Here is a 23,922-nt window from a genome sequence, read left to right on the forward strand (position 1 = left end):
ATTTCAGCCCAACTGACTACCGGGCAAATCTTGTGTCGGTATCTCAGCTTCGACAAGAACCTCGCGGATAGTTTTAATCAACACCGACGCCATATTAAAGGATGGTTTATCGCGCCCAAACATTTTACGTCCGTAACGACGCAAGGATAGTAGCCAAACATCGTCTTTTCCATCGACGTTACCGCAATGAATTGCAAACTCGGAACCGTCGCTCGATGCGTAATCTAAATACCATCCCCAATCCTCATATTCAGGATAGCTGGTAACTATGCCGTGAGCCGCTAACTTTTGCACGAGCCAGAAAGCGAGCTCAGCACCATACACCCCAGGGTTGACCTGTGAGTCATCAGGCAGAAATGGAGCAAACTTATTGGTTCGCAACTCGACCAAATCGATCAAGTCATCTTGCACGCCCACGCTTATCCTATCAATGTCTGTTACTGGCCGAAAGGGAACTTATCATTCGCAGACTTCTGTTCCACTCAAAGCGTTACATCTTGATTCAGAACGCCGGTATAGAAGCCACCCTGCGCCCAAGGCCAAAGGAATCTCTAAATAGAATATAGCCTTTCGAACCAGCATCGAAGTCTCGGGCGTACTGCCCAAGGTCATCAGTACCAAGAACACTAGACCTATGGCGAGCAACGACCTATTTGAGCCCGTCTTATCCCAACGGCACGCAGCATACCCGCCCGCGACCCAGCTTAAGAAACCAATCCCCTGCGACACAAGCCACTCACCCGAATTTGGATCCATCGGGCCTTTCACCGGCTGAAATGGTACTCCGTAAATTGCAGCCCATACAAAAGGCCGCATCAGCCAAAAAAGAAGAATCAGGCCGAAAAGTACAATGTAGTGCGAAACTATGGCGGCCAAAACGCCACGAACAATACTTCTTTTTCTCATTCTTATTTTTCTCTATTTTTTAGTGGAGAGGCATCTCGCAAATCTAGGCCAAGGACTGGTTCTGGCTGCTTGCGGTACAAGCGACAGCGTGAAAGCCGCCTAATTACTGCCGTTTACTGCATCGCCAAAACCTCTTCCCAGATCATATGTAACACGGCTCCCCCAAGCAAGAAAATCGCTCTCGTTACCCGCATAGGAACCAAAAGTCTCAATTTCACTAGGCGCGGGATGCCGGAAATCAGCCATGCGATGTAGCGTGATTCTTATCATAGCCGGGTGAGCAGGTTCCGCGGCAGTGGTAAAAATATAAATAAATGAGTTCGCATTTGGATCTATTTTCGTGTAGCCATTTGCTGTCTCGCTCACCTTCTTCTGATAGCTCGCTAACTGAGCTAAATGTGCTTCACATTTTCGTATAGCTTCAGCCGAGGAAAAGCCTTCCGGCGGAAGCATAATTTCATCTGCGCCAAATGCTAGTTTGGCGATAAACAATATTGAAATAAAAAATATTTTTTCATGCTATTTTCTAGGTTGGTCATTTAAGTGTCACGGAACACGAACCGTCTGCTCTTGGCCGGTTTGCGACGAACCGGCTTTTGTTAGCTTTGTTTCTTGAATTCGTTGCTCGGCAAAATCATACTGAAAATCTGGCGTAGTATCTCATCTCCGTCTTTAGAGTTGGACAGTAGGTACTGCCCCGACCAATTATCCCATCCGGCTGCAAGAACAATTTCACCTCGAACGAAATTTGGAGAGATACCTTCATCCACTCCAAGAACTGCCGGCCCCTGGCGACGAAAGCCCCAATCTGTTTCCAAGAAAAGTGAGATAGACATTGCCAATGCAGAATCGTCGTCGCCAGAGTCAAGGCTCAAAAATCCGTTTGATGCGATATGCAGTTCCGGCTTCATAGTGTAAACATAAATTCATGTCGAACGGCGGCTCCGGGCCGAGTGCCGACCTAGGCTCAGCTTCACAGCATTACGTTTTACTGATGTGCTTCTGTATAGGAGAAATCAGACGTTCCGCGAAAAATAAAGCACTCGCCTGCCCAATCCCACACAACGTAATCCAAGTAAGTTCAGCAAAAGGCATGTCAAAAAAAGTAGGAAAACATTCATAGAGTGGTCCCAACGAAAGAGACGCCGGAGATGAGACAAAAATGAGCAAGAAGTCGGGCAACATATGTTCGTACCCCGAATTCAAAAGACGAATGTCGGTGTACCAAGCGAAGCTAGCCGCCACAAAGACGATAACGGCATAAACCCACGCGATTAGACGACATACTTTCATTGCATCCTGACAGTGTTTAGGGTGAATCCGGTGCGTCTGCTGTTGGCCGGCTGTCGACCATCAATCTCGATAAGCGTCCGTAAGTATCTGTTCCGCAGACTTCCCCTTCAGCGCAGGCGGCCAGATGATTTCCTGGGAATTCTCGTCCGTTGGCTTAACTAGCGCCACAAATAGAACTTGGTATGAATCCGCATCTTGTTCAGATGCAGCTTCCACAGCTGGCTTTTTCCACCAAAACCATACTTCTTTACCAGATGCTTCCTTGTACCAGCTAACGGGACCGTGTCCTTGACACCATTCACCATAGCGCTTTTTCAAGGTGCCCAGGGTCAGCGAGCCTTCATAGCTAAGGAAATTGGTATCAATCGAAATCTGTTTCCCGCACTCAGCCTTGCTTGGCAAGCACACCAGCATCATCAGCATAGTGAACAATGAACGTAACATGATTGCCTAAATCTTCTGTGAAACTACAAATTGTCAGTGACGGCTTCTGGCCGTTAGCACCTAGTCAGCGAAACAAGCTAATAATAAACAATACCAGAACGATGCCTACCACGGTGAAAATGGAAATCCAATAACCTCGCTTTTGAGCTGGCGTCATCTTGCTCCAAGTTTCCTCGTCCGGGCCGCCTTGTCCTGCCATTCTCAACTCCTCAAATCTTCAAATTTCAACGTCGGGTTGTGGCCGAAATAGGTCGCCAGGGACCACAAGCTTCAGCAAAACCTATAGTTATTTCCTCAATGCAGCGCTACATTGGACGCACAGTCCTTCCGAGTCTAGCGCCAACGGCTGAAAATACCGTCGCAGGTTCTGCCCTTTAAAAAGAGGCTCATCATTTGGCGGCATCTCCGGCTTGTAACCTGTAAACTGACAGCAGGCGCAGCTATTAATCCAACGTCTCAGATCGGGGTACATCGTAAGGTAACCTGCTCCGTCGGCAAATCTCGCACTCATATTAATTCCAAATTACATCACAACCGGATGTGTCCGCTGTTGGCCGGTTCCCGCCGAACCGCCTTTCGTTAGCTGGTTTTCTTGAACTCGTTACCAGGCGAAATCATGCCGAAAATCTGACGCAGTATCTCATCTCCCTCTCTGGAATTGGATAGGAGATACTGCCCCGACCAATTATCCCATCCGGCTGCTAACACAATTTCACCGCGCACGAAATTAGGAGAAACGCCTTCGTCCATTCCAAAAACTGTCGGACCATCGCGCCTAAAGCCCCAATCCGTCTCCAGGAAATCTGAGATGGACGTTGCCAACGGAGAATCGTAGTCGCAAAAGTCAAGGCTCAAAAATCCGTTTGGTGCGGTATGCAGGTCGGGCTTCATAGTATCAAAATAAATGCATGTCGAACGGCTGCTGCTGGCCGAACCTTGCCTCACGTTTCATTGCAGCTCTAATTTGGCCATCCTTTGCGACCATCGGCTAGCTGGCGCGGAGTGCCACAAACAATCGGACGCTGTAGTAGCCCATACTGTCCGCCCATTGAGCGCCTTCAAGACAGCGGGTTCCTGCCTCCCAAATTTCATTATCCTTTAATGCTTCAAATGTGCGTTGTCCAGCGACGTTGCAGAAGAAGAATCGAAACCAATGCAGGTCGCCCATCAGAGAGTCAAGTTTGATGACGTTTTCTAGCTGAGCAAATAAGTCAGCCGGTATGTCCGCTGTAACTCCTTCTGAGCCACGAGTCCCGAAGTTTCCTATAAATGCCGTGTATCGCCTCCCACCAATACTCCAGTCTTCCGTGGTTACTTGCGTGTCATCGTTCTGATTCCAAAGTGCAGCAAGCAGGACATGAAAGGAGTTAACGGTGAAGTTCGTCAGGGCATCGTTTAGACCAACTTCACCTTCGCCGATGCCTGCAAAGCACTCGTCAATCGTCACACCCTCTCTGACAATCGCTTGTACATCTAAACGCCCGCTCGATGAACCTGGGAACCACGTCGCTCTTAAGGCCGGAAGTTCAGAATTTGGAACAACCCAATCGTTGTGGGTCGTACACTCGATACCGTGCCCCTCGAACAAGCGAACAAGAAAGTCTGAGGTCCTAGGATTCGCAGATTCTGGGATGACCTGTCTCGTAGAAAATCGTCTAAGTAGATATCGCAGCATTTACCATGTAATGAAATTTTTCGAGTGACCGTTTTTGGCCGAACTCGGCCCATCGAATCAATACCGCTTCTGCAGCCAGCATAACATTCTTGCCGCCAAGGAAAATTCACAATTTGTCACAATAATCTGACTAACGCAAACCTGAGAACACCGCGCCGTGTTCTAACGGCCCAAGTACACCGCCGTGATTTGCTCTCTGCCGTGCCCCATTTCGTCCGACAGTAGCAACCGCGCCGAGAGATCACGCTGCCTTTGTTCCGGCCCTAACTGAGATGATCGGGGGCCGCCTCGCGCCGGGCATTGCCAGCCGGTGAGCTGGCGGTAGCGTTCTTGCGCGTAGTTGTGGCGCAGCCCATGAACACCGTGGATTCCCGCCTTATCACACTGAGCTCGAAAGCGCTGAAGCTGATCGCGATAACTGAGGTTAGACGGAATGAGACTACCGCCAGCGGCAAGCCGCTTGGCCTCATTGAGCACGGTGCGTTGTTCCGGCGTGCGGATGGCGATTTCTCGATACTTGCCGCCCTTGGTCCACGTATCCTTGAGCTTCAGTCGATCGCCGCCGTCGGCCCACGCCGGCACGATCTTGATGCTCTCCTCGCGCCTCAAGCCAACCGCGGATTGCAACCGCAGAGACATGGCCGTATAGGCATCCGTGATCTTCGCCAGGCGCGCATCGTCAAGCACCTTGGCCTTGGAGATATTGGTGACGAAGGTGCGCTTGTCGATGTCATAGCTGCCGTTGTCGCGCGCGATGATGTTGTCCTTGCCGATCTTCTGCGCCCACCATCGCATGGCGCTCATACGGTTCTTCATCGTGCCGGCGCTGACTCCATCGGCCTTCCACTGCTGCACCAGCGCGTCCACATGCTTGGGACGCAGACTGTCAGCATTCATATGGCGATATCCGAGATCGTGCAACTGGTTGGCTACGTGCGAGAGTATCCGCGCGCGATCGGACTGCGTGGCATAGCTGCCATCGCGATTACGGTCGCACAGCTGCTTGAGTTGATAGTTCAAGTCGCGCATCGCATGCTCCTAAAATCAAACTTGGTGTAGTCGAGTCAGATGAGTGTTTCTGGCCACCGTGCTTGCCGCAGCAAGGACGGTTTGTAAAGGCCCCGGGACACCACTCCCGTGTATGCGGTCTATTCACTGCTTGCCCGCGCCGCATGCGCGTATGGCGCCGCGATCCGCTCCTTGTAGAAGCCTGATCGCGGTGGGACCAGTTACCCAGGGTCCATGGGGTGTGCCTCGCACACGTTGTCGGCCCACGAGGGGCAAGGTTGGCAAGCAGCGTTCTGCTGCGCTGATAGCGGTAGATCCACTGTCACTTGCCGCCGTCACTGAGAAAACAGCGGCGGAGCCCATATAGCGCTTGGTTGCTAGCGCGTCGTCACTGGCAGCAGGCCGCCAGTAACGACGCGCGATTTGCGCCGCGGACTATGGCGGCGTATCGACATGCACGCGGCGGCAGATCGCCGCGTGAGGTGGTGACGGTGCGTGAATGCGCACGATGTGAAGCGCAACGTCCTCAGGGGAAGGATGCGCAATATGGATGCAGCCAGTCCAGGCTGATCGCAGGTTCGCTCAAAGGCGAAGCCAATCTAAAAACGAATGTGGAGACTAAGGGCGCGTGACGAGCGCTACGCCTGGCGCGATGCCAAGTTGCGCGAAGGGCGATCCTTCGCGTCGAAAAGCATATTATCCTCCACCGGGCATCGCGCCGGGATCACGAGTTAAAATTCTCATCGATTTATTTGTCGCCGACGCTAATGCGAAAACACCCCCAAAAAAAGGTCCTATTTCGAGTGGAGCTTGCGCGACCACCAGCGCATCGTATCGTATCCAAACAGACGAAGGAGGTAATCATGGGACCTACGAATATGCACCTGATACGCTTACCCGAAGTGCTCGCGATCTGCGGGCTTTCGCGCAGCACGGTCTACGCTTACGCGAAGCGCGGACAGTTCCCGAGCCAGATCAAGATCACACCCAATACAGCGGGATGGGTGAAAGAGGAAGTGCAGGCATGGGTCGAGAGCCGTGTTCGCGCAAATCGTCGGACCTAGTGGCGTGCGGCGTCGAGCGGGATAATCCGAGCGCCACTTTGCGCGGCGTACAGCATATCGCCCCACCAACGATAGAGCAGAACCCGCTGCGCGAAACGTTCGCCCCGGTCGTAGGCGCGTACAACTTCGTTGTCGTGGGCGTGATCCAGCGCCAGCTCCACTACATCGCGTTCAAAGCCGTTGTCGCGTGCCAGTGTAGAGAAAGCGCTGCGCCAGCCATGCGGTGTATGCTTGCCAGCCAGGCCAAGTGTCACACGGTAGACCTTCTCGACGGATTCACGGCCTATGTGACGTGCGCCAGTTGGTGACGGAAACACGTAGAGGTTTTTCCGCAAGCGCGTCATGGTTTGCCACTGGCGCATCTCTTCAGCGATCTGCGTGCACAGTGGGATGCGATGATCAATCGCCCTGCTGACTACCTTCATTTTAGAACGCGGAATTATCCAGGTCGGCTGTTCATCGTCGAGATGAAATTCGCTCCACTCTGCCTCAACGACATTTCCGATGCGCGCGGCAGTGAAGGCGCATAGCCTGTGGGCGAGACGCACGGCGTTCGACAGCCGGGCCAGTTCTGCACGACGCAGGACATCCCCCAGCGATGGCCAATCAAGCAAGGCAGCCATATGGCTGCCGTTCTTCTTGCGCGGCAGGATTTCTTTGACCGGTGCGGCCGGGTTGTCGCGGCATAGCCCTTTTGCCTGCGCGTAGCGAAATACGCCGTTGAGATGCTGCAGGATACGAGAAGCTGTTTCCAACACTTCCCGATTCTGGATCGTCTGAATGGTCGTCGCAACCATTGCGGGGGTGACGGCGCTAATCGGTAGTTTGCCCAGCAAGGGAAAAACGTCGCGCTCGAACGCTCGAGCGGACTTGACGTGGTGCGTCTCGCTCCACTCCGTCCGTTTCATGTTCAGCCAATCTCCGGCCACCACTTCGACGGTATGGCCAGCGGCAGTGGCACGGGATACGCGCGCCAGGCGACGGCTATCAACAGGATCTTTGCCTGCCAAAATTTTTGCCTTGACCTCGCCCCATTCCAGCCGGGCAGCGGCAAGCGATATCAGCGGGTAAGGGCCTATGGAATAAACCTTCTCCCTGCCGTCCAGCCGATACTTGATGCGCCAGGTTGGGTTGCCGGCTTGCGTGATGAACAGGTACAGGCCGCCACCGTCGGCTAGCTTCCTGCCAATTTCAGCTTTGGCAACAAAAGCTTTGATCGCCTTGTCAGTCAATTTCCCTGTCGCAATACCCCCGCGCATGGTATTACCCTCCATCTGTTTTTGGAGAATACCCCCACTAAGCCCCCCGCAGTATTGAGCTGGCACAGGAAAATTATGGATGCCTGGAGACGTCTCCCAGAGGGAGACCCAAAGAAAAACGCCGTCACGAGGACGGCGTTGGATGGTCTTGCATTGTTCAGTGGTGGAGTCGGCGGGAATCGAACCCGCGTCCGCAAGCACTCTACAGACAGTTCTACATACTTAGCACTATCATTTAATTTAACCAGTACAACACGGATGTGCACGTTTTGGACTAGCGATTCACCTTAGATTTAGCGCGGATTGAAGTGACCCCTCACAGCGCGAGTCCCTGTAAATGACTCCACAGCTTTTAACGGCCCACCCCAGGGACGAGGTGTTGTGGAGCTAACAGCAATTAAGCTGCCAGTGCGTACGAGTTATCGTTTGCAGTTAAGTTTTTTCAGGTTGTATTTACGAGGTAGCCCGCCCTCGGTATGCCCTGCGCTGCTTTGCAACCCACGTCGAAACCAGGTCGACCCCACAGAACTCCATTCTACCGCACTTTGCCCGCCTTCGCACCCTCCCCCTGAAGCGCACGTCAAACGCCCGTCATATTTGCCCGTTATGATGATTGCAGTTCTCACACAGAACGACCATTTAGCGCCTCCCGGAGGCGGCTACTACCGGCGCCGGCGGTCGGGAAATATACCGGCACCAACATTCTCCGCTCGTTACAGCAACTGTCCAGCTTTGGCCAACAGCCCCAAAATCCCGAGAAAACCAGAGATCATCAGCGCGACCAGCCAACGAAACTGGGCGTCACTGCGATCCATCCGCTTCTGACTTTCATGTATCACTGTGTCGATGCGGATGGTGGTTTCACGGTGCAGATTGTCGATACGACCACTAATTTCCCTGTGCATGCCATCTAAGCGACTTGACGTGTCTCTTTGCAATTCGTAATTTTGAGTATTCATCGCCAAGAAATGGGCCGCAGTCTCCTGCCGACTCTGCTCTATCTTGACATCGACCAATTTGAAGTTCTCCGTAGTCTCCTGCCGAACCTGCTCTATCTTGACATCGACCAGTTTGAAGTTCTCCGCAGTCTCCTGCCGAACCTGCTCTATCTTGACATCGACCAGTTTGAAGTTCTCCGCAGTCTCCTGCCGAACCTGCTCTATCTTGACATCGACCAGTTTGAAGTTCTCCGCAATCTCCTGCCGAACCTGCTCTATCTTGACATCGACCAGCTTGAAGTTCTCCGCAGTCTCCTGCCGAACCTGCTCTATCCTGGCATCGACCGCCTTGAAGTTGTCTGCAGTTTCCTTACGCAAATCGTCTATCCGCGCGGTGACTTCGCGACGCGTCTCATCTATCCGCGCCAAGGTCTCGTGACGCAGTTCATCTATCCGCGCCGTGGTCTCGTGACGCAGTTCATCGATCCGGGCGTTGACCTCCTTGAAGCCGGCACCCATCTCCTGCCTTAATATTTCCATGTCCGGGCTCATATCCTCATCCTCGGCACCACTGCGGCCGTTGTCAAGCTGAGCTAACGCGTTATTTTTCGCATGCATGGAACGGCCCCTACCCTATCCAGCCAGCTTAATCCCGGCTCCACGCCACATCTCTGATCTGCCTCAAGGCCATCCTTGCGCAGCGTTGTTGCGACGCAGCATAAAATAGGATTTCTGCATGCTTTTTCGGGTGCAAGCGGTGCTCTGCATTAAAATGAAAGCCACACTATCCGCGCCCGCGCCCACGCCATGCCCGATGCCGCCGTCCTCGCCGCTGCCAGCCCCAAGAAACGCGGGCGGCCCCACAAGGGGGAAGGCGGCGGCCTGCGCGCCGAATTGCTGGAGAAATCGGCCCAGCTGTTCCGCGCCAAGGGCTACGACAACACCACCGTGCGCGAGATCGCGGCCGCCGCCGGCATCCAGGCCGGCAGCTGGTTTTACCATTTCAAGTCCAAGCAGGACATCCTGGCCGCCATCATGGAGCAAGGCCTGGCCCGCTCGCTGGCCGAGATCGAAGCCATCGCCCGCCAGCCGCTGCCGCCCTGCGAGCTACTGCGCCAGCTGGTCGAGGCCCATCTGCATACCCTGCTGGCGCCCGACCATCATTTCATCGCCGTGTTGCTGTACGAGTGGCGCTCGCTGGACAAAGCATCGCGCGCCCGCCTCGTCGCCCTCAAGGACCGCTACGAGGCGGTGTGGGACCAGGCCATCGCCGCGCTGCACCGTTCCGGCGACTGGGCCATGCCCTCGCAATTCGACCGCCTGCTGATCTTCGGCGCGCTGAACTGGACGGTGCAATGGTACCAACCCGGCCGCGGCGTCGACGTCCAGCAACTGGCCCGGCAGGCAATGCTGTTCATCTTGCGCACGCCGGCCGCGCTTGAGGCACAATAGAGGCGTATCTTGAAAGGAATGCCCTATGATCTATGAAATCGCCGAGTTGTACATCAAACCCGAATCCCACGCCGCCTTCCAGGCCGCGGTGGCCGAGGCGGTGCCGGTCTTCCGCGCCGCCACCGGCTGCCTGTCGATGCGCCTGGACCGCGACATCGAAGTGCCGGACACGTATCATCTGGTGGTGGGCTGGGAAACGCTGGACAACCATCTGGTCGATTTTCGCGCCAGCCAGGGCTTCCTGGTCTGGCGCGGGCTGGTGGGCGGCCATTTCGCCCTGCCGCCGAAAGTGGAACATTTCGAAACCGTGGTCCCCGGCTTTTAAGCCGCCCATCGCTGTCCAGTCTCAAGACGGAGGCTCATCATGACACGTACCATCCATCGCAATTTCGACCAGGTGACGGACGCCGAAAGCGCCCGCAGCGCTCTGCTGTCGAGCGGCTTCCCGCCGTCCTGCGTCAAGCTGACCAAGCATACGACGCTGCCGCCCAGCGTGTCGACCAGCATGGTCGGCAACCTGCTGGACTCGCTGACGCCGGGCGGGCCGGCCGCCGCCGCGCAGGCGCGCCAGCGCAGCGGCGCCATGCTGACCATCGATATCTACGACGAGGACGAGGGCGCCAAGGCGGACGCCATCATGGGCGGCTTCGGCTCCACCGCCGCCTAGGCCTGCCGTCCACGAATCAGCTGGCCAGCAGGCCGGCCGCTTCGGCCTGCTGGCGCCGCATCCATTCGCCGGCGTCGGCCACGGTCAGCGCGCGCGCGTAGAAGAAACCCTGCAAGGCGTGGCAGCCGGCGTCGCGGGCGGCCACCGCTTGCTCCAGCGTTTCGATGCCTTCGGCCACCACCTGCAACTCGAGCGCGGCGGCCAGCTGGCAGATCGCCTTGACCACCGCCACCGCGTCCGGCGCCGGCAGCGGGTCGATCAGGCCGCGGTCGATCTTCACCGTGCTCAAGGGCAGCTGGCGCAGCATGCTCAGCGACGAGAAGCCGGTGCCGAAATCGTCCATCGCGACGTCGATGCCCAGCGTGCTCAGATGTTGCAGCTGCAGCCGGGTGTCGTCGAGGTTGTCGACCGCGGCGCTTTCGGTGATCTCCAGGGTCAGGCAGCGCGGCGGGATCGCGGTGTCGGCCAGCGTCTGCTCGACGATCTGCAGGAAGCCGCGGTTGAGCAGCTGCATCGGCGAGACGTTGACCGCCACCGGCACGCAGTCGCCCAGTTCGGCGCACCAGGCGGCGATCTGGCGGCAGGCCTGTTCCAGCAGCATCGCGCCCAGTTCCGGGATCAGTCCGGTGCGCTCGGCGATGGCGATGAATTCCACCGGGCTGACCCAGCCGATGCCCGGCCGCACCCAGCGCGCCAGCGCCTCGAAGCCCAGCAGCTTGCCGGTGACGGCGTCGATCTTGGGCTGGTAGTCCAGGTAGATCTCGTGGTTCTTGATGCCCTTGCGCAGCGCCTGTTCGTTGTCCAGGGTCTGGCTCGACATCTGCTCGAAGCGCTGCTCGGCCATGGCCAGCGCGGTGCCCGGCGTGCGCTTGGCCTGGTACATGGCGGCGTTGGCGGCGCGCAGCAGCGCCTCGGCGTTGCCGGCGTTGTCGGGGAACACCGCCATGCCCATCGAGGCGTCGATGAAGTATTCGCCGCCCGGCACCGTCAGCGCCTGCACGCAGGCGTTTTTCAGGCGCTCGCCGATGTCGCGCGCGTTGCCTTCGTCGGGATCGACGATGGCGAATTCGTCGCCGCCCAGCCGTATCAGTTCGGCGCGCGCGCCGAGCGCGTCCTTGAGCTTGGCGGCGAAGGCCTTGAGCACGTGGTCGCCCGCCACATGGCCCTGGCTCTGGTTGAACAGTTTGAAGCGGTCGATATTGAGCACCACCAGCGTGCAGTGCAGCGAGCCGTCGGCCAGGTAGCAGTATTCCCGCAGGCGCTGCATCAGCACGGCGCGGTTGGGCAGGCCGGTGAGCTTGTCGTGCGTGGCCTGGTGCACCAGCGCGCGGGCGCTGGCGTTGCGCTCGGTGTCGTCGGTGATCAGGATCTGGGTGGCGCCGACGCCATCCCACTCCACCCGCCACGCCTCGAAGCGCAGCTCGAGCTCGCGCCCGCCGGCCACTTCGCGCCGGCCTTCCCAGCTGGCGATGTCGAGCTTGCCTTCCTGCAGCAGCCGGTGCTGGCGCTGCAATTGCTCGTCGCTGAAGCTCTCCGGCGGCAGGTCGGCAAACACCGTGTAGTTGCCCTGCCCCAGCGGCATGCCGTAGATGGCGCGCACCGCCGGATTGGCGTACAGGATACGCTGGCCGTCGGTGACCACCACGCCCTGCACCGAGTGCTCGGTCAGCAGCTGGAAGCGGGTGGCCAGCTTGCCGGCGTCGCGCAGCGCGCCGTCCAGCGCGCTGAGCACGAAGACGGTGCCGATCGCGGCGCGCAGCACGGTGCCGAACACGATATTGGCGGCGATGCCCTGCTCGCCGTACAGCACCAGCAGCAGCTGATTCAGGCCCAGCAGGATCAGCAAGGGGCCGACCAGGCGTTCCAGCGCGTGGGTGCGCCACAGCCAGCGCGTGGCCAGCGCGCCCAGCGCGCACAGCACCAGCAGATTGCACAGCGGCCAGTAGAACAGTTTGCCGGCGACGTCCGGCGCCACCAGCGCGGCGGCGGCGGCCACGCCGATGGCGATGGCGGCACCGCGCGCCAGGCGGCGCCCGGCCAGCTGCATCACGCCGGAGCCGAGGAACAGCAGGTTGGGGATGGCGCCCACCAGCACCAGCGGCACGCCCAGCTTGTCGAACGGCGACGGCGCCGTGGTGTGGATCAGGTAGGCGAGCGGGATCAGCGCGGCGAACAGCGTCGAGCAACCCATGTGGTGGGCGAAGGCCTGAGTGCGATGGCGCCGCCATACCAGCAGCAGCGCCGCGCCGATGACGGCGTACATGGCGGCGTTGAGCAGGTACAGGTAGCGCATGCTGTCCATGTCAGGCCGCCGGGTGGTTGAACACTTGCCGCAGATAGGCCAGGAAGGTCTCGTCCTTGCACAGCGTCTTGCCGGGCGAGTCGGACAGCTTGGCCACCGACTGGCCGTTGCAGCACACCAGCTTCATGACGATGTTCAGCGGCGTCAGGCCGACGTCGTTGGTCAGATGGGTGCCGATGCCGAAGCCGGTCATGATGCGGTCGGCGAAGTGGCGGTACAGCGCGAACGCGGTGTCGAGCTTCAGGCCGTCGGAGAACACCAGGCGCTTGGTGTTGGCGTCGACCCGCAGCGCGGCGTAGTGGGCCAGCGCCTTTTCGCCCCACACCACCGGGTCGCCGGAATCGTGGCGCAGGCCGTCGAACAGCTTGGCGAAGTACAGGTCGAAGTCGTCGAGGAAGGCGTCCATGCCGACCACGTCGGTCAGGGCGACGCCGAGGTCGCCCCGGTATTCCTGCACCCACGCCTCCAGCGAGGCTTTCTGGAAGTCGCGCAGGCGCACGCCGAAGGCCTGGAACGATTGCATGTATTCGTGCGCCATGGTGCCGATCGGCACCAGGCCGAACTGCATCGCCTGGTAGACGTTGGAGGTGCCCTTGAAGTATTGCGGCACTTCGCGCGCCAGCCGCTGCACCACTTCGTCGTGCCAGGCGGCCGAGTAGCGGCGGCGGGTGCCGAAGTCGGAGAATTCGAAGGGGTGGCGTTTGGCCGGCTCGGCGCCGAAGGCTTGCAGCGCGGCGATCTTGGCGGCGAGGCGCGCGCGGCCTTCCGCCAGCGCGGCGGCGGCGTCGAAGCGGCGGAAGTACAGCTCGTTGACGATGTACAGCACATAGATCTCGAAGCCCATCACGTGCACCTGCGGGCCGCTGGCGTGGATCACCAGCGTGGCGCCGTCGGCCCGCACCTCGATGAACTTGCGCTGGAAGCGGAACACGGTGAGGAAGTCGACGAAGTCGCTCTTGATGTAGCGTAGCGAGCGCAGGTAGTTCAGCTCGTCGTCGCGGAAGCTCATCGAGCATAGATGGTCGAGCTCGCGTTCGATGTCGGGCAGCAGCTCGGTCAGCGGATAGGCGGTGGCGTTGCGGCAGACGAACTCGTACTCGGTGTGCGAGTTCGGGTGGCCGTGCAACAGCGCCTGCCACATGGTGAACTTGTATAAATCGGTTTCCAGCAGGCTGCGGACGATGGGCTGGTTCATGCGGGATCGGCTCCCAGTGCGCGGTTGGCGTTGGCCAGCAGTTCGGGCAGCACGTCGGCCGCCTGGCGCAGCTGCACGCCGCGCGCCTGCATCGCTTGCAGGAAGGCCTGGTATTGCGGCTCGAAGCCGGTCACCGGGCTGATGCAGTCGGTGATCAGGACCAGCTTGGACAGGGGCTGGCCGCCGAAGTGCTCGACGATGTGCTCGACCGTGGCCTTGACGCAATGGCTGCCGGCCTCGCCGGCGATGTAGACCTGGTCGGCCTCGGCCAGCGAGGCGATGAACTTGCTGTTGAGCTGGGTGTCCGGGTCGTCGGCGTCCGGCACCTCGGCCATCACGGCGGAATAGTGTTCGGTCCACGGGTTCGAGCCCTTGGCCAGCTTGGCGACGATGCCCAGCGAGGCTTCCTCCCAGGCGCCGTAGGCGGCGCGCACGTGGTCGTGGACGTTGTGGCCCCAGGTGCCGATCTCGCAATGGACCGGCCACACCATCAGCCGGTAGCGGCCGGCCGCCTCCAGTTTGTCGAGGTAGTTCAGCGCCAGCGGCAAGGCGCCGGCATGGCGCGGCAGGAAGCGTTCGGCGCGCACGTCGGCCGCGCTGATCTGCGTGAACGGCGCCACCGGCGCGCCGTCGCGGGCGATCCAGAAGGTCGGGTGGGCGATGTCGAAGCGGTGGTGCGAATCGAGCGTGATGCTGATGGCGGTCAGGCCGGCGCGGCCGCGGTTGATCAGGCCGGCCAGGCGCAGCATGTCCTGGTGGGCGCCGAGCACCGGCAAGGCCGGCGCGTGCGGCGCGCGGGCGGCCGCGTCGAGCGGCAGGTGGCTGTCCGGCAGATCGCAAAAATCGTTTTGCGGATCGATGATCAGCAGATGCAGGTTGCGTTTCATGTGAGCTCCGATGCTTGCTTAACTGTATATGATTTTGCCCGATAGCGCGGGCCGACGGTGAGGATTATCGGCCAAGCCGCACGAATTTGCGTAAAATGCATTTTCAATAACATGGAGGAAACCCTATGCACACTCGCCTGCTCTCCGCCGCCGCGCTGGCGGCCGTACTGTCCGGCTGCGCCAGCGCCGCTTTTCCACCGGTGACCGTGCCCGATGCGCTGCAAGCGCCCGCCGGCCACAAGCTGTCGCTGGCGGCCAACGCCAGCGGCGTGCAGATCTACGTCTGCAGCGCCGCCAAGGCCAACCCGGCGCAGGCGGAATGGGTGTTCAAGGCGCCCGAGGCGGCGCTGTTCGACGCCGCCGGCGCCAGCCTCGGCAAGCACTACGCCGGCCCGACCTGGGAGGGCAACGATGGCAGCAAGGTGGTCGGCGAGGTCAAGGCCAAGCAGGACGATCCGGCCGGCCAGGCGATCCCGTGGCTGCTGCTGGCGGCCAAGTCGGCCAGCGGCGACGGCGTTTTCGGCCGCGTCAGCTATGTGCAAAGGCTGGCGACCGAGGCGGGCAAGGCGCCGGCCGGCGGCTGCGCCGCGGCCGAACTGGGCAAGGAAGCGCGGGTGCCGTACAAGGCGCTGTACCGTTTCTACGTGCCCGGCTGACAGGCCGCCCCGGACGCAAAAAAACTCCCTGCCGGCAGCCGCCGGCAGGGAGTTTTTTTATCGCGGAGCCGAAGCTCAGGCGGCGATCGCGTCGATCTTCGAGCGGCCCTTGGCGACGGCGGCGGCCACCGCTTCTTCGCCCATGGCCACGCCTTCGGCCACCACGAAGGTGACGTCGGTCATGCCCAGGAAGCCCAGCACCGAGCGCAGGTAGGTGGTGACGTGGTCGTAGGCGGCCGCCGGGCCTTCGCTGTAGACGCCGCCGCTGGCGACGAACACGATGACTTTCTTGCCGTGGACCAGGCCTTCAGGGCCGTTGGCGCCGTACTTGAAGGTGCGGCCGGCGCGCGCCACGTGGTCGATCCAGGCTTTCAGGCCGGAGGTGACGGAGAAGTTGTACATCGGCGCGCCGATGACGATGGTGTCGGCGGCCAGCAGTTCGTCGACCAGCGTGTCCGAGGTCTTGATGGTGTGGGCCTGATCGGCGTTGCGCTGCTCGGCCGGGGTGAAGTAGGCGCCCATCATCTGTTCGGTCAGGTGCGGCACCGGGCTGGTGGCCAGGTCGCGGGTGACGACGGTGCCGGACGGGTTGGCCGCCTGCCATTTGGCGACGAATTCGCCGCCCAGCTGGCGCGACAGGGAGCCGTTTTGACGAACACTGCTGTTGATGTGGAGTACGGTTGCCATGATGCTGTTTCCTTTCGGGTGGGAGGGATTGCATTCATCATAGAACGAGTTTAATATCGATGAAACTAGTTAAATTTAAATCTTACCTATCGATATATTCGATAACCTCGTTCGATATCAATCTCTCAACAAGGTGCTGTATGCGCGATCCCGGCCTTCCCTCCCTCGACCAGCTGCGCGTGTTCATCGCCGTCATCGACCATGGCGGCTTCGCCCACGCGGCGCGGGCGCTGCACCGCACGCAGTCGGTGATCAGCTACACCATCGCCAACCTGGAGGAGCAGCTCAACATCGAGCTGCTCGACCGCAGCAAGCGCAAGCCGGTGCTGACCGAGGCCGGCAAGGCGCTGCTGGCCGACGCCCGCGCTGTGTCGCTCAAGGTGGACGGCATGCGGGCCCGCGCCAAGGCGCTGTCGGCCGGGCTGGAGGCCGAGGTGTCGGTGGTGGTCGACGTGATGTTCTCGACCTGCAAGCTGGTGCGCATCCTGCACGCCTTCCAGAAGGAGTTCCCGACCGTGGCGATGCGGCTGCGCACCGAGGCGCTGGGCGCGGTCACCCAGCTGGTGCAGGAGCGGCAGTGCCACATCGGCATCAGCGGCTGGATGCCGGGCACGCCGGACACCATCGAGCGCCAGAGCTGCGGCTTCGTGACGATGGTGCCGGTGGCCGCGCCCGAGCATCCGCTGGCGCAGATCGACGGCATCATCCCCAGCACGGTGCTGCGCGAGCACACCCAGCTGGTGCTGACCGACCGCAGCACGCTGACCAAGGGCCAGGACTTCGGCGTGCTGGCGCTGCGCGACTGGCGCCTGGGCGACCTCAGCTCCAAGCACGCGCTGCTGCGCAGCGGCATCGGCTGGGGCAATATGCCGGTCGAGTTCGTGCAGTGGGATTTGGATGCGGGGCGGCTGGTGCAGCTGCGCATCAGCGAGGGCAGCGCGTTCAGCTTCCCGCTGTATGTGATACGGCGCGGCGACGAGGAGCCGGGGCCGGCCACGCGCTGGCTGATGCAGCAATTCCTCGAGCTGGAGCAGGCCGGCGCGCCGCTGCCCAACCACGACATGCGGCCGGTGCCGGTGGCCGACGCGCCGCCGGGCTTGACGGCGCCCTCGCCTATTTCACTCCGGCGGCGCTGAGCTTGCCGCGCAGGCGGCGGATTTCCTCCGACAGATCGACCACCAGCGCGGCGACGTCGTCGTTGGCGTCGAAGTCGCGCTCGACCTGGCACAGCCGGCGCGCGCGCACCAGGTCGGCGCTGGTGAAGCGCCAGGCCACGTAGTCGCCGTCGGCGCTGTCGAGCAGGATGCCGGTGCGCACCCGCTGCACCACCCAATCCGGCTCGACGGCGCAGGCTTGCGCCAGTTCTTCCACCGTCAGCGCGGCCTCATCGACCAGCACCGGGTTCAAAATTGCCTGTCCCATCGTTCATCCTCCCGCGCGCGGGTTGAAAGCCAGTTCGCGCGCCATGGTTTGATACAGTTCGCGTGCCTTGTCGCTGGTGGCCGGCGGCAGCACCACCTCCAGCAGCAGGTACAGGTCGCCGGCCTCCTTGCCGGGGATGCCGCGCCCGCGCAGGCGCAGCTTGCGCCCGCTCTGCGAGCCGGCCGGCACCGTGACGGTGACCTTGCCGGACGGCGTGCCGACGTCGATCTCGCCGCCCAGCGCCAGCTCCCACGGCGCCACCGGCACCGTTTCGTAGACGTCGCGGCCGTCGATGCGGTAGCGGGCGTTGGGGCGGAACTGGATTTCCAGGTACAGGTCGCCCGGCCCGGCCGCGCCCGGCTGGCCCTGGCCCGACAGCCGCAGTTGCTGGCCGGCCGTCACGCCTTTCGGAATGTTGACGCTGAGGTTGCGCTCGCGCGTGACGATGCGGTCCTGGGCGTCGCGTTCGGCCACCGTCAGGCCGATGTTACGGGTGGCGCCGTGGTAGCTGTCGGCCAGGTCGATGGTGATGCTGGCGTGGCTGTCCTCGCCGCGCCGGGGCGGCGCCTGGCGGCGGCGACCGCCGCCGCCCAGGTTGGCGAACAGGTCGGCAAAGAAGTCGCTGCCCATGGCGTCGCCGCCGAAGCCGCCCGCGCCGGCACCGCCGTTGCCGAAACCGCGGCCCCAGTCCGGCGGCGGACGGAATTCCTGGCCGGCGCGGTACTGATGGCCGCGCCCGAGCTCGTCGTAGGCGGCGCGCTTTTCGGCGTCGCCCAGCACGCCGTAGGCCTCGTTCAGTTCCTGGGTCATGTGCTGGGCGTCGGCCTCCTTGCTGACGTCCGGATGGTATTTCCGGACCAGCTTGCGGTAGGCTTTCTTGATTTCATCCTCGGTGGCCGTCTTGGCCACGCCCAGGGTCTGGTAGTAATCCTTGTATTCCACGTTGCGCGCTCCCGTCATGCGTATGCCACAGTCTAGCGCCGATTGGCCGCGCGCGCCGTCCGTCTCTTCATTTGCGCTCGCGTTTGTCCTTGGGGGCCGGCCTGGCGTCGACCTCCCGCACCGACGACATCATGTCGTTGAAGTTTTTCAGTTCGGCGTACTCGCCCTTTTCCAGCACCAGGCAACGCCCCTTGTAGTGCTTGTTCTCGCAGACCTCCCAGGTGCCGTTCTGCACGATCACGCTGGAGGTCTTGTCGTTGAAGCCCAGCTTGTCGAGGTCGGGCTCCGAGCCGTGCAGCTGCAAGGCCGGGCCGCCGAAATGCTCGCGCGTGTAGAGCGTGATGTCGCCCGCCTGCGCCGCCGCGGCGGCGCCCAGCAGGGTGGCGCACAGTAGTCGGTTCATGGCCGGGCCTCCAGCTCAGCGCACCCGGCGCAGCGAGGAGATCTGGTTGTTCATGTCCTCCAGGCGCTCGTAGCGGCCCGGATCGAGCACGATGCAGCGGCCGCCGAAGTCGGCGTGCTCGCACAGTTCCCAGCGGCCTTCGTTGACGATGACGGAGCCGGCCTGGTCGTTGAAGTCGTAGCGGTCCAGCGTGCGCACCTCGTTGTTGTGCAGCTCCAGCCTGGCGCCGCCGAAGCGCGACTTGGAGAACAGCACGATGGCTTCGCGGCGATGGCCGTAGCCGCGGTCGTCGTCGCGGTCCCAGCGGTTGCCGCCGCGCTCGTCGCGGTCGCCGCGATCGTCACGGCCGCCGCGGTCGTCGCGGCCGCCGCCGCTGACTTCGCGCACCGAGGAGACGGCGTCGTTGAAGCCGTCCAGCTGCCGATACTCGCCGCGTTCGAACGTCATGCAGCGGCCCTGGAAATTGGCGTGCTCGCACAGCTGCCAGGTGCCGGAGCGCACGATCACCGACGAGGTGCGGTCGTTGAAGCCGAGCGGCGCCAGGTCCGGCGTGTTGCCGCGCAGCGTCAGCGGCTGACCGGAGAAGTTGGAGTCGGTGTACAGCGTCAGCTCGCCCGCGTGGGCGGCGCTGGCGGCCAGCAGGGGCGCGGCCAGCAGCAGGGCGGCGCGGGTCAGACGGTGCAGGAATGGTTTCATGATGAAGCTCGCTCAGGTAAAAAGTTGATCAGCCAGTGCCATGCACCAACAACGCGTATGCTAGCGCTTCGGCCGACAAGTCAATATGGCTAAATTGCAAGAAAATGTAATGATACAGCGCGGCGGACTGGAGCGGACCGGGTTAGAATTGTCGCCCGCCCCATTTTGACCGCCGCGCATGCCCCACGCCTTCACCCTGCCCAATCTCCGCCGTGAAACCGCCGCCCTGTGGCGGCTGGCCTGGCCGATGCTGGTCGGCCAGCTGGCCACGGTCGGCATGGGCGTGGCCGACGTGGCGATGACCGGCCACGCCAGCGCCGACGAGCTGGGCGCGGTGTCGCTGGGGGCGTCGATCTGGTCGATCATCCTGGTCACCGTCAGCGGCACCATGATGGCGATCAACAGCGTGGTGGCGCACGACGTCGGCGCCGGCGAGCTGGGGCGCATACCGCACGCGGTGCGGCAATCGCTGTGGAAGGCGCTGGGGGTGGGCGTGGCGGCCATGCTGCTGGCCAACCTGGCGACCCTGCTGTTCGACCACCTGTACCTGACCCCGTACGTGCAGCGCCAGGCCACCTTGTTCGTGCACGTGATCAGCATCGGCCTGCCGCCGTTCGCGGCCTACCGCGCGCTGTACGGCTACAGCACCAGCATCAACCAGACCAAGCCGGTGATGCTGATCGCCCTGCTCGGCCTGGCCTTCAATGTGCTGGTCAACTGGCTGCTGATCTTCGGCCACTGGGGCTTGCCCAAGCTGGGCGGGGTCGGCTGCGCGGTGGCCACCGGGCTGTGCATGTGGCTGATGCTGGCCGCCATGCTGGGCTGGATGCGCATGGCGCCGGCCTACCGCGCCACCTATCCGTTCACCCACTGGGAGGGGCCGCACTGGCCGGAGATCCGCTCGATGCTGCGGCTGGGCCTGCCGATCGGCGTCACCTATTTCGCCGAGGTCAGCGCGTTCGGCGCGGTCAGCCTGCTGATCGCGCGCTACGGCGTGGTGCAGATTTCCGCGCACCAGATCGCGCTGAACTTTTCGTCGCTGGTGTTCATGGTGCCGCTCAGCTTTGGCATCGCGCTGATCACCCGCGTCGGCCAGGCGGTGGGCGAAGGCAATCCGGTGCGGGCGCGCTTCGTGGCCTGGACCGGGGTGTGGATGTCGCTGGCGTTTGCCGTGCTGTCGGCGCTGTTCATCGTGGTGTTCCGCCAGCAGATCGCCGAGGCCTACACGTCGGACCCGGCGGTGCAGGCGCTGTGCGTGCAGCTGCTGCTGTTTGCCGCGCTGTTCCAGCTGTCGGACGCCACCCAGGTGGCGACCTCGTGCGCGATCCGCGGCTACAAGGTCACGCGCCAGCCGATGCAGATCCAGCTGCTGGCGTTCTGGGGCTTCGCGCTGCCGCTGGGCTGCTGGCTGGGGCTGGCGCCGCAGTGGCTGCCGTGGGCGCCGGCGCAGCCGATGGCGGCGGCCGGCTTCTGGATCGGGCTGGTGCTGGGGCTGACGGTGGCGGCCGTGCTGCTGAGCTGGGCGTTGCAGCGGCTGTCGCTGGCGCGGGTGGCGCAGGATCAGGAGCAAGCGCGGGCGCCGGCCGGCTGAGGTCCTACACTGTGTTACCGACGCCGAAGGAAAAACGGTTTTCCCGCGCGGATTCAGAACATTGCCGTCTCGCCACAAGCGGGCCGGTCTGGTATCGTCTTGGGTTCTGATAACCAAGAGACACTCACTCCAATGCGCTTCATCCTCTGCTTCCTCGCCCTGCTGGCCGGCTCCCAAGCCTCGGCCGAAAAACTGACCCTGGACCGCCTGCATGCCGACCCGTCGCTGAGCGGCCCCGGCGTGCGCAGCCTGAAGGTGTCGCCGGACGGCGCCCGCGTGACCTTCCTGCGCGGCCGCGACGACAACCAGTTCCAGCTCGACCTGTGGGAATACAACCTGAAGGACAAGAGCACGCACCGCCTGGTCGACTCCAAGATCCTGGTGCCGGAAGAGAACTTGTCGGACGCCGAGAAGGCGCGCCGCGAGCGCGAGCGCACCGCCAGCCTGAAGGGCATCCTCAGCTACAGCTGGTCGCCGGACGGCAAGCAGCTGCTGGTGCCGATCGCCGGCAATCTGTACCTGATCGACGCCAGCAAGCCGGACGCCGCGCGCATGGTGGCCTCGGGCAATGTGCTCGATCCCAAGATTTCGCCGAAAGGCCGCTACGTGTCCTTCGTGCGCGACCAGAACCTGTACGTGATCGACCTCGCCAGCGGCAAGGAAAAGCAGCTGACCAGCGACGGCCAGGGCACCATCCACAACGCCGAGGCCGAGTTCGTGGCGCAGGAAGAAATGGCGCAGACCAGCGGCTACTACTGGGCGCCGGACGATTCCGCGATCGCCTACAAGCGCTACGACGAGGCGCCGGTGCCGGTGGTGCGCCGCTTTGAAATCTTCGCCGACCGCACCGACGTGGTCGAGCAGCGCTACCCGGCCGCCGGCGATCCGAACGTGCTGGTGCAGCTGAAGATCGTCTCGCCGACCAGCGGCGAGATCCGCAACGTCGAGCTGGGCGCCAACGCCGACATCTACCTGGTGCGCGCCGACTGGAGCGGCAGCGCCAAGGCCTTGCTGTTCCAGCGCCAGAGCCGCGACCAGAAGACCTTGGAGCTGGTGTCGGTGGACGCCGCCACGCTGGCGCAGAAGGTGCTGATCACCGAAACCTCGCCGACCTGGGTCAGCATCTTCGACGACCTGCGCTTCCTCGCCAACGACAAGGGCTTCATCTGGTCGTCCGAGCGCAGCGGCCGCAAGCACCTGTACCAGTACGACATGCACGGCAAGCTGCAACACGCCATCTCCAGCGGCGAATGGGGCATCGACCGCGTGCTGGCGCTGGACGAAAAAGGCGGCCGCGTGTTCGTGCAGTCGAACCGCGACGCCGTGGTCGACAGCCAGACCTACGCGCTGAAACTCGACGGCAGCAGCGCCAACAAGCCGCAGCGCATCACCCAGGGCGACGGCTGGCACGATTCCGCGTTCGCCCGCAACGGCGAGGTGTTCGTCGACACCTATTCCGATCCGGACACCCCGCCGCAGGTCAGCATCCGCCGTCCGGACGGCGCGATGATCAGCTGGCTGGAGCACAACGAGCTGAACGCGTCGCACCCGTACGGCAAGTACCTGGACGCCCACCTGCGCACCGAGTACGGCAGCCTGAAGGCCAAGGACGGCCAGACCCTGTACTACTCGATGATCAAGCCGAGCGGCTTCGACGCGGCCAAGAAATACCCGGTCTACCTGTCGACCTACGGCGGGCCGCACTCGCAGCACGTGGCTCGCCGCTGGGGCAACTTCTTCGACCAGTACATGGCGCAGCAAGGCTTCGTGGTGTGGCGCCTGGATAACCGCGGCTCGTCGCGCCGCGAGCGCGTGTTCACCGACGCCAACTACCACAAGCTCGGCAAGGTCGAGGTCGAAGACCAGATCACCGGCATCGAGTGGCTGGGCAAGCAGAGCTTCGTCGACGCCAAGCGCGTGGGCGTGTTCGGCTGGAGCTACGGCGGCTTCATGACCTTGCGCCTGCTGGCGGAAGCGTCGGACAAGATCGCGATGGGCGTGTCGGTGGCGCCGGTGACCGACTGGTCGCTGTACGACACCCACTACACCGAGCAGTTCATGGGCACGCCGAAAGAGAACGCGGCCGGCTATGCATCGGGCGGCGTGTACTCGCACCTGGACGGCCTGAAATCGCCGCTGCTGCTGATGCACGGCATGGCCGACGACAACGTGCTGTTCACCAACACCACGCGCATGATCGACGCGCTGGTCAAGCGCAATGTGCACTTCGAGCTGATGACCTACCCGGGCGCCAAGCACGGCATCTCGGGGCGCGGTCCGCAGCGCCATGTGTACGGCAACATCGAAGCCTTCTTCAAGAAGAATTTGATGCCGGAAACGGCGAAGTAAGCCAAGCATCAAAGGGCCTGCGGGCCCTTTTTTTTGGCCGCGGTTGAGCGGCCACAAGCGCCAATTTGTTAGCCATTCGATAATGC

At 61.9% G+C, this 23,922-nt stretch carries 25 protein-coding genes and 1 other RNA gene; 8 read left to right on the forward strand and 18 right to left on the reverse strand.

The features are described from left to right. Window positions 1–3: 3 nt before the first annotated feature. From RUGAMON1_RS29405 to RUGAMON1_RS29435, 7 genes are all read right to left on the reverse strand, one after another. Window positions 4–417 (reverse strand): hypothetical protein, encoded by a 414-nt coding sequence (locus RUGAMON1_RS29405; RefSeq protein WP_445233840.1) that lies wholly within the window; start codon window positions 415–417, stop codon window positions 4–6. Window positions 418–1,005: 588 nt separating this feature from the next. Continuing rightward, window positions 1,006–1,398: a hypothetical protein gene (locus RUGAMON1_RS29410; RefSeq protein WP_445233841.1), complete on the reverse strand. Its 393-nt coding sequence runs from the start codon at window positions 1,396–1,398 to the stop codon at window positions 1,006–1,008. Between the two features lie 107 nt (window positions 1,399–1,505). Further along, the gene (locus RUGAMON1_RS29415; RefSeq protein ID WP_445233842.1) at window positions 1,506–1,817 is read right to left on the reverse strand and encodes a hypothetical protein; all 312 of its coding nucleotides are present in this window, start codon (window positions 1,815–1,817) and stop codon (window positions 1,506–1,508) included. Window positions 1,818–2,259: 442 nt separating this feature from the next. Further along, window positions 2,260–2,643 (reverse strand): hypothetical protein, encoded by a 384-nt coding sequence (locus RUGAMON1_RS29420; protein ID WP_445233843.1) that lies wholly within the window; start codon window positions 2,641–2,643, stop codon window positions 2,260–2,262. 579 nt (window positions 2,644–3,222) lie between these two features. Further along, a complete protein-coding gene (locus RUGAMON1_RS29425) occupies window positions 3,223–3,534 on the reverse strand; it encodes a hypothetical protein (protein ID WP_445233844.1) in 312 nt (103 codons plus the stop codon). Window positions 3,535–3,631: 97 nt separating this feature from the next. After that, window positions 3,632–4,318, reverse strand: a complete 687-nt coding sequence (locus tag RUGAMON1_RS29430; RefSeq protein WP_445233845.1) for a DUF6348 family protein — start codon at window positions 4,316–4,318, stop codon at window positions 3,632–3,634. Between the two features lie 162 nt (window positions 4,319–4,480). Continuing rightward, complete coding sequence (locus RUGAMON1_RS29435) at window positions 4,481–5,347, reverse strand: phage integrase N-terminal domain-containing protein (protein ID WP_445233846.1); 867 nt, start codon at window positions 5,345–5,347, stop codon at window positions 4,481–4,483. 857 nt (window positions 5,348–6,204) lie between these two features. On the opposite strand from RUGAMON1_RS29435, the gene RUGAMON1_RS29440 reads away from it, so the two are divergent. Further along, complete coding sequence (locus RUGAMON1_RS29440) at window positions 6,205–6,390, forward strand: helix-turn-helix transcriptional regulator (protein WP_445233881.1); 186 nt, start codon at window positions 6,205–6,207, stop codon at window positions 6,388–6,390. On the opposite strand, the gene RUGAMON1_RS29445 is transcribed toward RUGAMON1_RS29440, so the two are convergent. The 3 genes from RUGAMON1_RS29445 to RUGAMON1_RS29455 all read right to left on the reverse strand — a co-directional run bounded on the left by RUGAMON1_RS29445 (window position 6,387) and on the right by RUGAMON1_RS29455 (window position 9,205). Then, window positions 6,387–7,649 carry a tyrosine-type recombinase/integrase gene (locus RUGAMON1_RS29445; protein ID WP_445233847.1) on the reverse strand — a complete coding sequence of 421 codons (1,263 nt, stop codon included), beginning with the start codon at window positions 7,647–7,649 and terminating at the stop codon, window positions 6,387–6,389. The genes RUGAMON1_RS29440 and RUGAMON1_RS29445 overlap by 4 nt on opposite strands. A 161-nt stretch (window positions 7,650–7,810) precedes the next feature. Next, window positions 7,811–8,171: a transfer-messenger RNA gene (ssrA, locus tag RUGAMON1_RS29450) on the reverse strand. Between the two features lie 191 nt (window positions 8,172–8,362). After that, window positions 8,363–9,205, reverse strand: coding sequence for a hypothetical protein (locus RUGAMON1_RS29455; protein WP_445233848.1), 843 nt, complete (start codon window positions 9,203–9,205; stop codon window positions 8,363–8,365). A 189-nt stretch (window positions 9,206–9,394) separates the two neighbouring features. Here RUGAMON1_RS29455 and RUGAMON1_RS29460 point away from each other — a divergent pair, with 189 nt between their 5' ends. From RUGAMON1_RS29460 to RUGAMON1_RS29470, 3 genes are read left to right on the forward strand one after another with little or no spacing between them, the layout of a single operon-like run. Beyond that, entirely contained in the window at window positions 9,395–10,039 is a 645-nt protein-coding gene (locus tag RUGAMON1_RS29460) for a TetR/AcrR family transcriptional regulator (protein WP_445233849.1), read from the forward strand. A gap of 25 nt (window positions 10,040–10,064) precedes the next feature. Continuing rightward, window positions 10,065–10,364 carry an antibiotic biosynthesis monooxygenase family protein gene (locus RUGAMON1_RS29465; RefSeq protein WP_445233850.1) on the forward strand — a complete coding sequence of 100 codons (300 nt, stop codon included), beginning with the start codon at window positions 10,065–10,067 and terminating at the stop codon, window positions 10,362–10,364. 39 nt (window positions 10,365–10,403) lie between these two features. After that, complete coding sequence (locus RUGAMON1_RS29470) at window positions 10,404–10,706, forward strand: hypothetical protein (protein ID WP_116993451.1); 303 nt, start codon at window positions 10,404–10,406, stop codon at window positions 10,704–10,706. Between the two features lie 16 nt (window positions 10,707–10,722). Here RUGAMON1_RS29470 and RUGAMON1_RS29475 read toward each other — a convergent pair whose 3' ends face one another. Genes RUGAMON1_RS29475 through RUGAMON1_RS29485 form a run of 3 tightly spaced genes read right to left on the reverse strand, consistent with a single transcriptional unit; the run spans window position 10,723 to window position 15,090 of the window. Continuing rightward, on the reverse strand, window positions 10,723–13,008 hold the full coding sequence (locus tag RUGAMON1_RS29475) for a putative bifunctional diguanylate cyclase/phosphodiesterase (protein ID WP_445233851.1): 2,286 nt from the start codon (window positions 13,006–13,008) through the stop codon (window positions 10,723–10,725). 1 nt (window position 13,009) lies between these two features. Next, window positions 13,010–14,203, reverse strand: a complete 1,194-nt coding sequence (gene pncB, locus RUGAMON1_RS29480; RefSeq protein WP_445233852.1) for a nicotinate phosphoribosyltransferase — start codon at window positions 14,201–14,203, stop codon at window positions 13,010–13,012. After that, window positions 14,200–15,090 (reverse strand): cysteine hydrolase family protein, encoded by an 891-nt coding sequence (locus RUGAMON1_RS29485; protein ID WP_445233853.1) that lies wholly within the window; start codon window positions 15,088–15,090, stop codon window positions 14,200–14,202. The genes pncB and RUGAMON1_RS29485 overlap by 4 nt, the downstream gene beginning before the upstream one ends. A 125-nt stretch (window positions 15,091–15,215) precedes the next feature. Between RUGAMON1_RS29485 and RUGAMON1_RS29490 the strand changes: the two genes are divergently transcribed. Then, the gene (locus RUGAMON1_RS29490) at window positions 15,216–15,746 is read left to right on the forward strand and encodes a DUF3455 domain-containing protein (protein ID WP_445233854.1); all 531 of its coding nucleotides are present in this window, start codon (window positions 15,216–15,218) and stop codon (window positions 15,744–15,746) included. A gap of 75 nt (window positions 15,747–15,821) precedes the next feature. Here RUGAMON1_RS29490 and RUGAMON1_RS29495 read toward each other — a convergent pair whose 3' ends face one another. Further along, window positions 15,822–16,433 (reverse strand): FMN-dependent NADH-azoreductase, encoded by a 612-nt coding sequence (locus RUGAMON1_RS29495; RefSeq protein ID WP_445233855.1) that lies wholly within the window; start codon window positions 16,431–16,433, stop codon window positions 15,822–15,824. A 140-nt stretch (window positions 16,434–16,573) separates the two neighbouring features. Between RUGAMON1_RS29495 and RUGAMON1_RS29500 the strand changes: the two genes are divergently transcribed. Then, on the forward strand, window positions 16,574–17,569 hold the full coding sequence (locus RUGAMON1_RS29500) for a LysR family transcriptional regulator (RefSeq protein ID WP_445233856.1): 996 nt from the start codon (window positions 16,574–16,576) through the stop codon (window positions 17,567–17,569). Here the strand turns inward: RUGAMON1_RS29500 and RUGAMON1_RS29505 are convergent. The 4 genes from RUGAMON1_RS29505 to RUGAMON1_RS29520 form a co-directional block, all read right to left on the reverse strand. After that, on the reverse strand, window positions 17,547–17,855 hold the full coding sequence (locus RUGAMON1_RS29505; protein ID WP_445233857.1) for a chaperone modulator CbpM: 309 nt from the start codon (window positions 17,853–17,855) through the stop codon (window positions 17,547–17,549). The two genes, RUGAMON1_RS29500 and RUGAMON1_RS29505, sit on opposite strands and share 23 nt — an antisense overlap. Window positions 17,856–17,858: 3 nt before the next feature. Beyond that, window positions 17,859–18,797 carry a DnaJ C-terminal domain-containing protein gene (locus tag RUGAMON1_RS29510; protein WP_445233882.1) on the reverse strand — a complete coding sequence of 313 codons (939 nt, stop codon included), beginning with the start codon at window positions 18,795–18,797 and terminating at the stop codon, window positions 17,859–17,861. Between the two features lie 67 nt (window positions 18,798–18,864). Then, entirely contained in the window at window positions 18,865–19,200 is a 336-nt protein-coding gene (locus RUGAMON1_RS29515; RefSeq protein ID WP_445233858.1) for a beta/gamma crystallin-related protein, read from the reverse strand. A gap of 15 nt (window positions 19,201–19,215) precedes the next feature. Next, window positions 19,216–19,896 (reverse strand): beta/gamma crystallin family protein, encoded by a 681-nt coding sequence (locus tag RUGAMON1_RS29520; RefSeq protein ID WP_445233859.1) that lies wholly within the window; start codon window positions 19,894–19,896, stop codon window positions 19,216–19,218. A 178-nt stretch (window positions 19,897–20,074) separates the two neighbouring features. Between RUGAMON1_RS29520 and RUGAMON1_RS29525 the strand changes: the two genes are divergently transcribed. Continuing rightward, window positions 20,075–21,487 (forward strand): MATE family efflux transporter, encoded by a 1,413-nt coding sequence (locus RUGAMON1_RS29525; RefSeq protein WP_445233860.1) that lies wholly within the window; start codon window positions 20,075–20,077, stop codon window positions 21,485–21,487. 132 nt (window positions 21,488–21,619) lie between these two features. Next, window positions 21,620–23,836, forward strand: coding sequence for a S9 family peptidase (locus RUGAMON1_RS29530; protein WP_445233861.1), 2,217 nt, complete (start codon window positions 21,620–21,622; stop codon window positions 23,834–23,836). The last annotated feature ends 86 nt before the right edge of the window (window positions 23,837–23,922 follow it).

This window comes from Duganella rhizosphaerae, from assembly GCF_040364205.1.
GTDB classification, from domain to species: domain Bacteria; phylum Pseudomonadota; class Gammaproteobacteria; order Burkholderiales; family Burkholderiaceae_D; genus Rugamonas; species Rugamonas rhizosphaerae.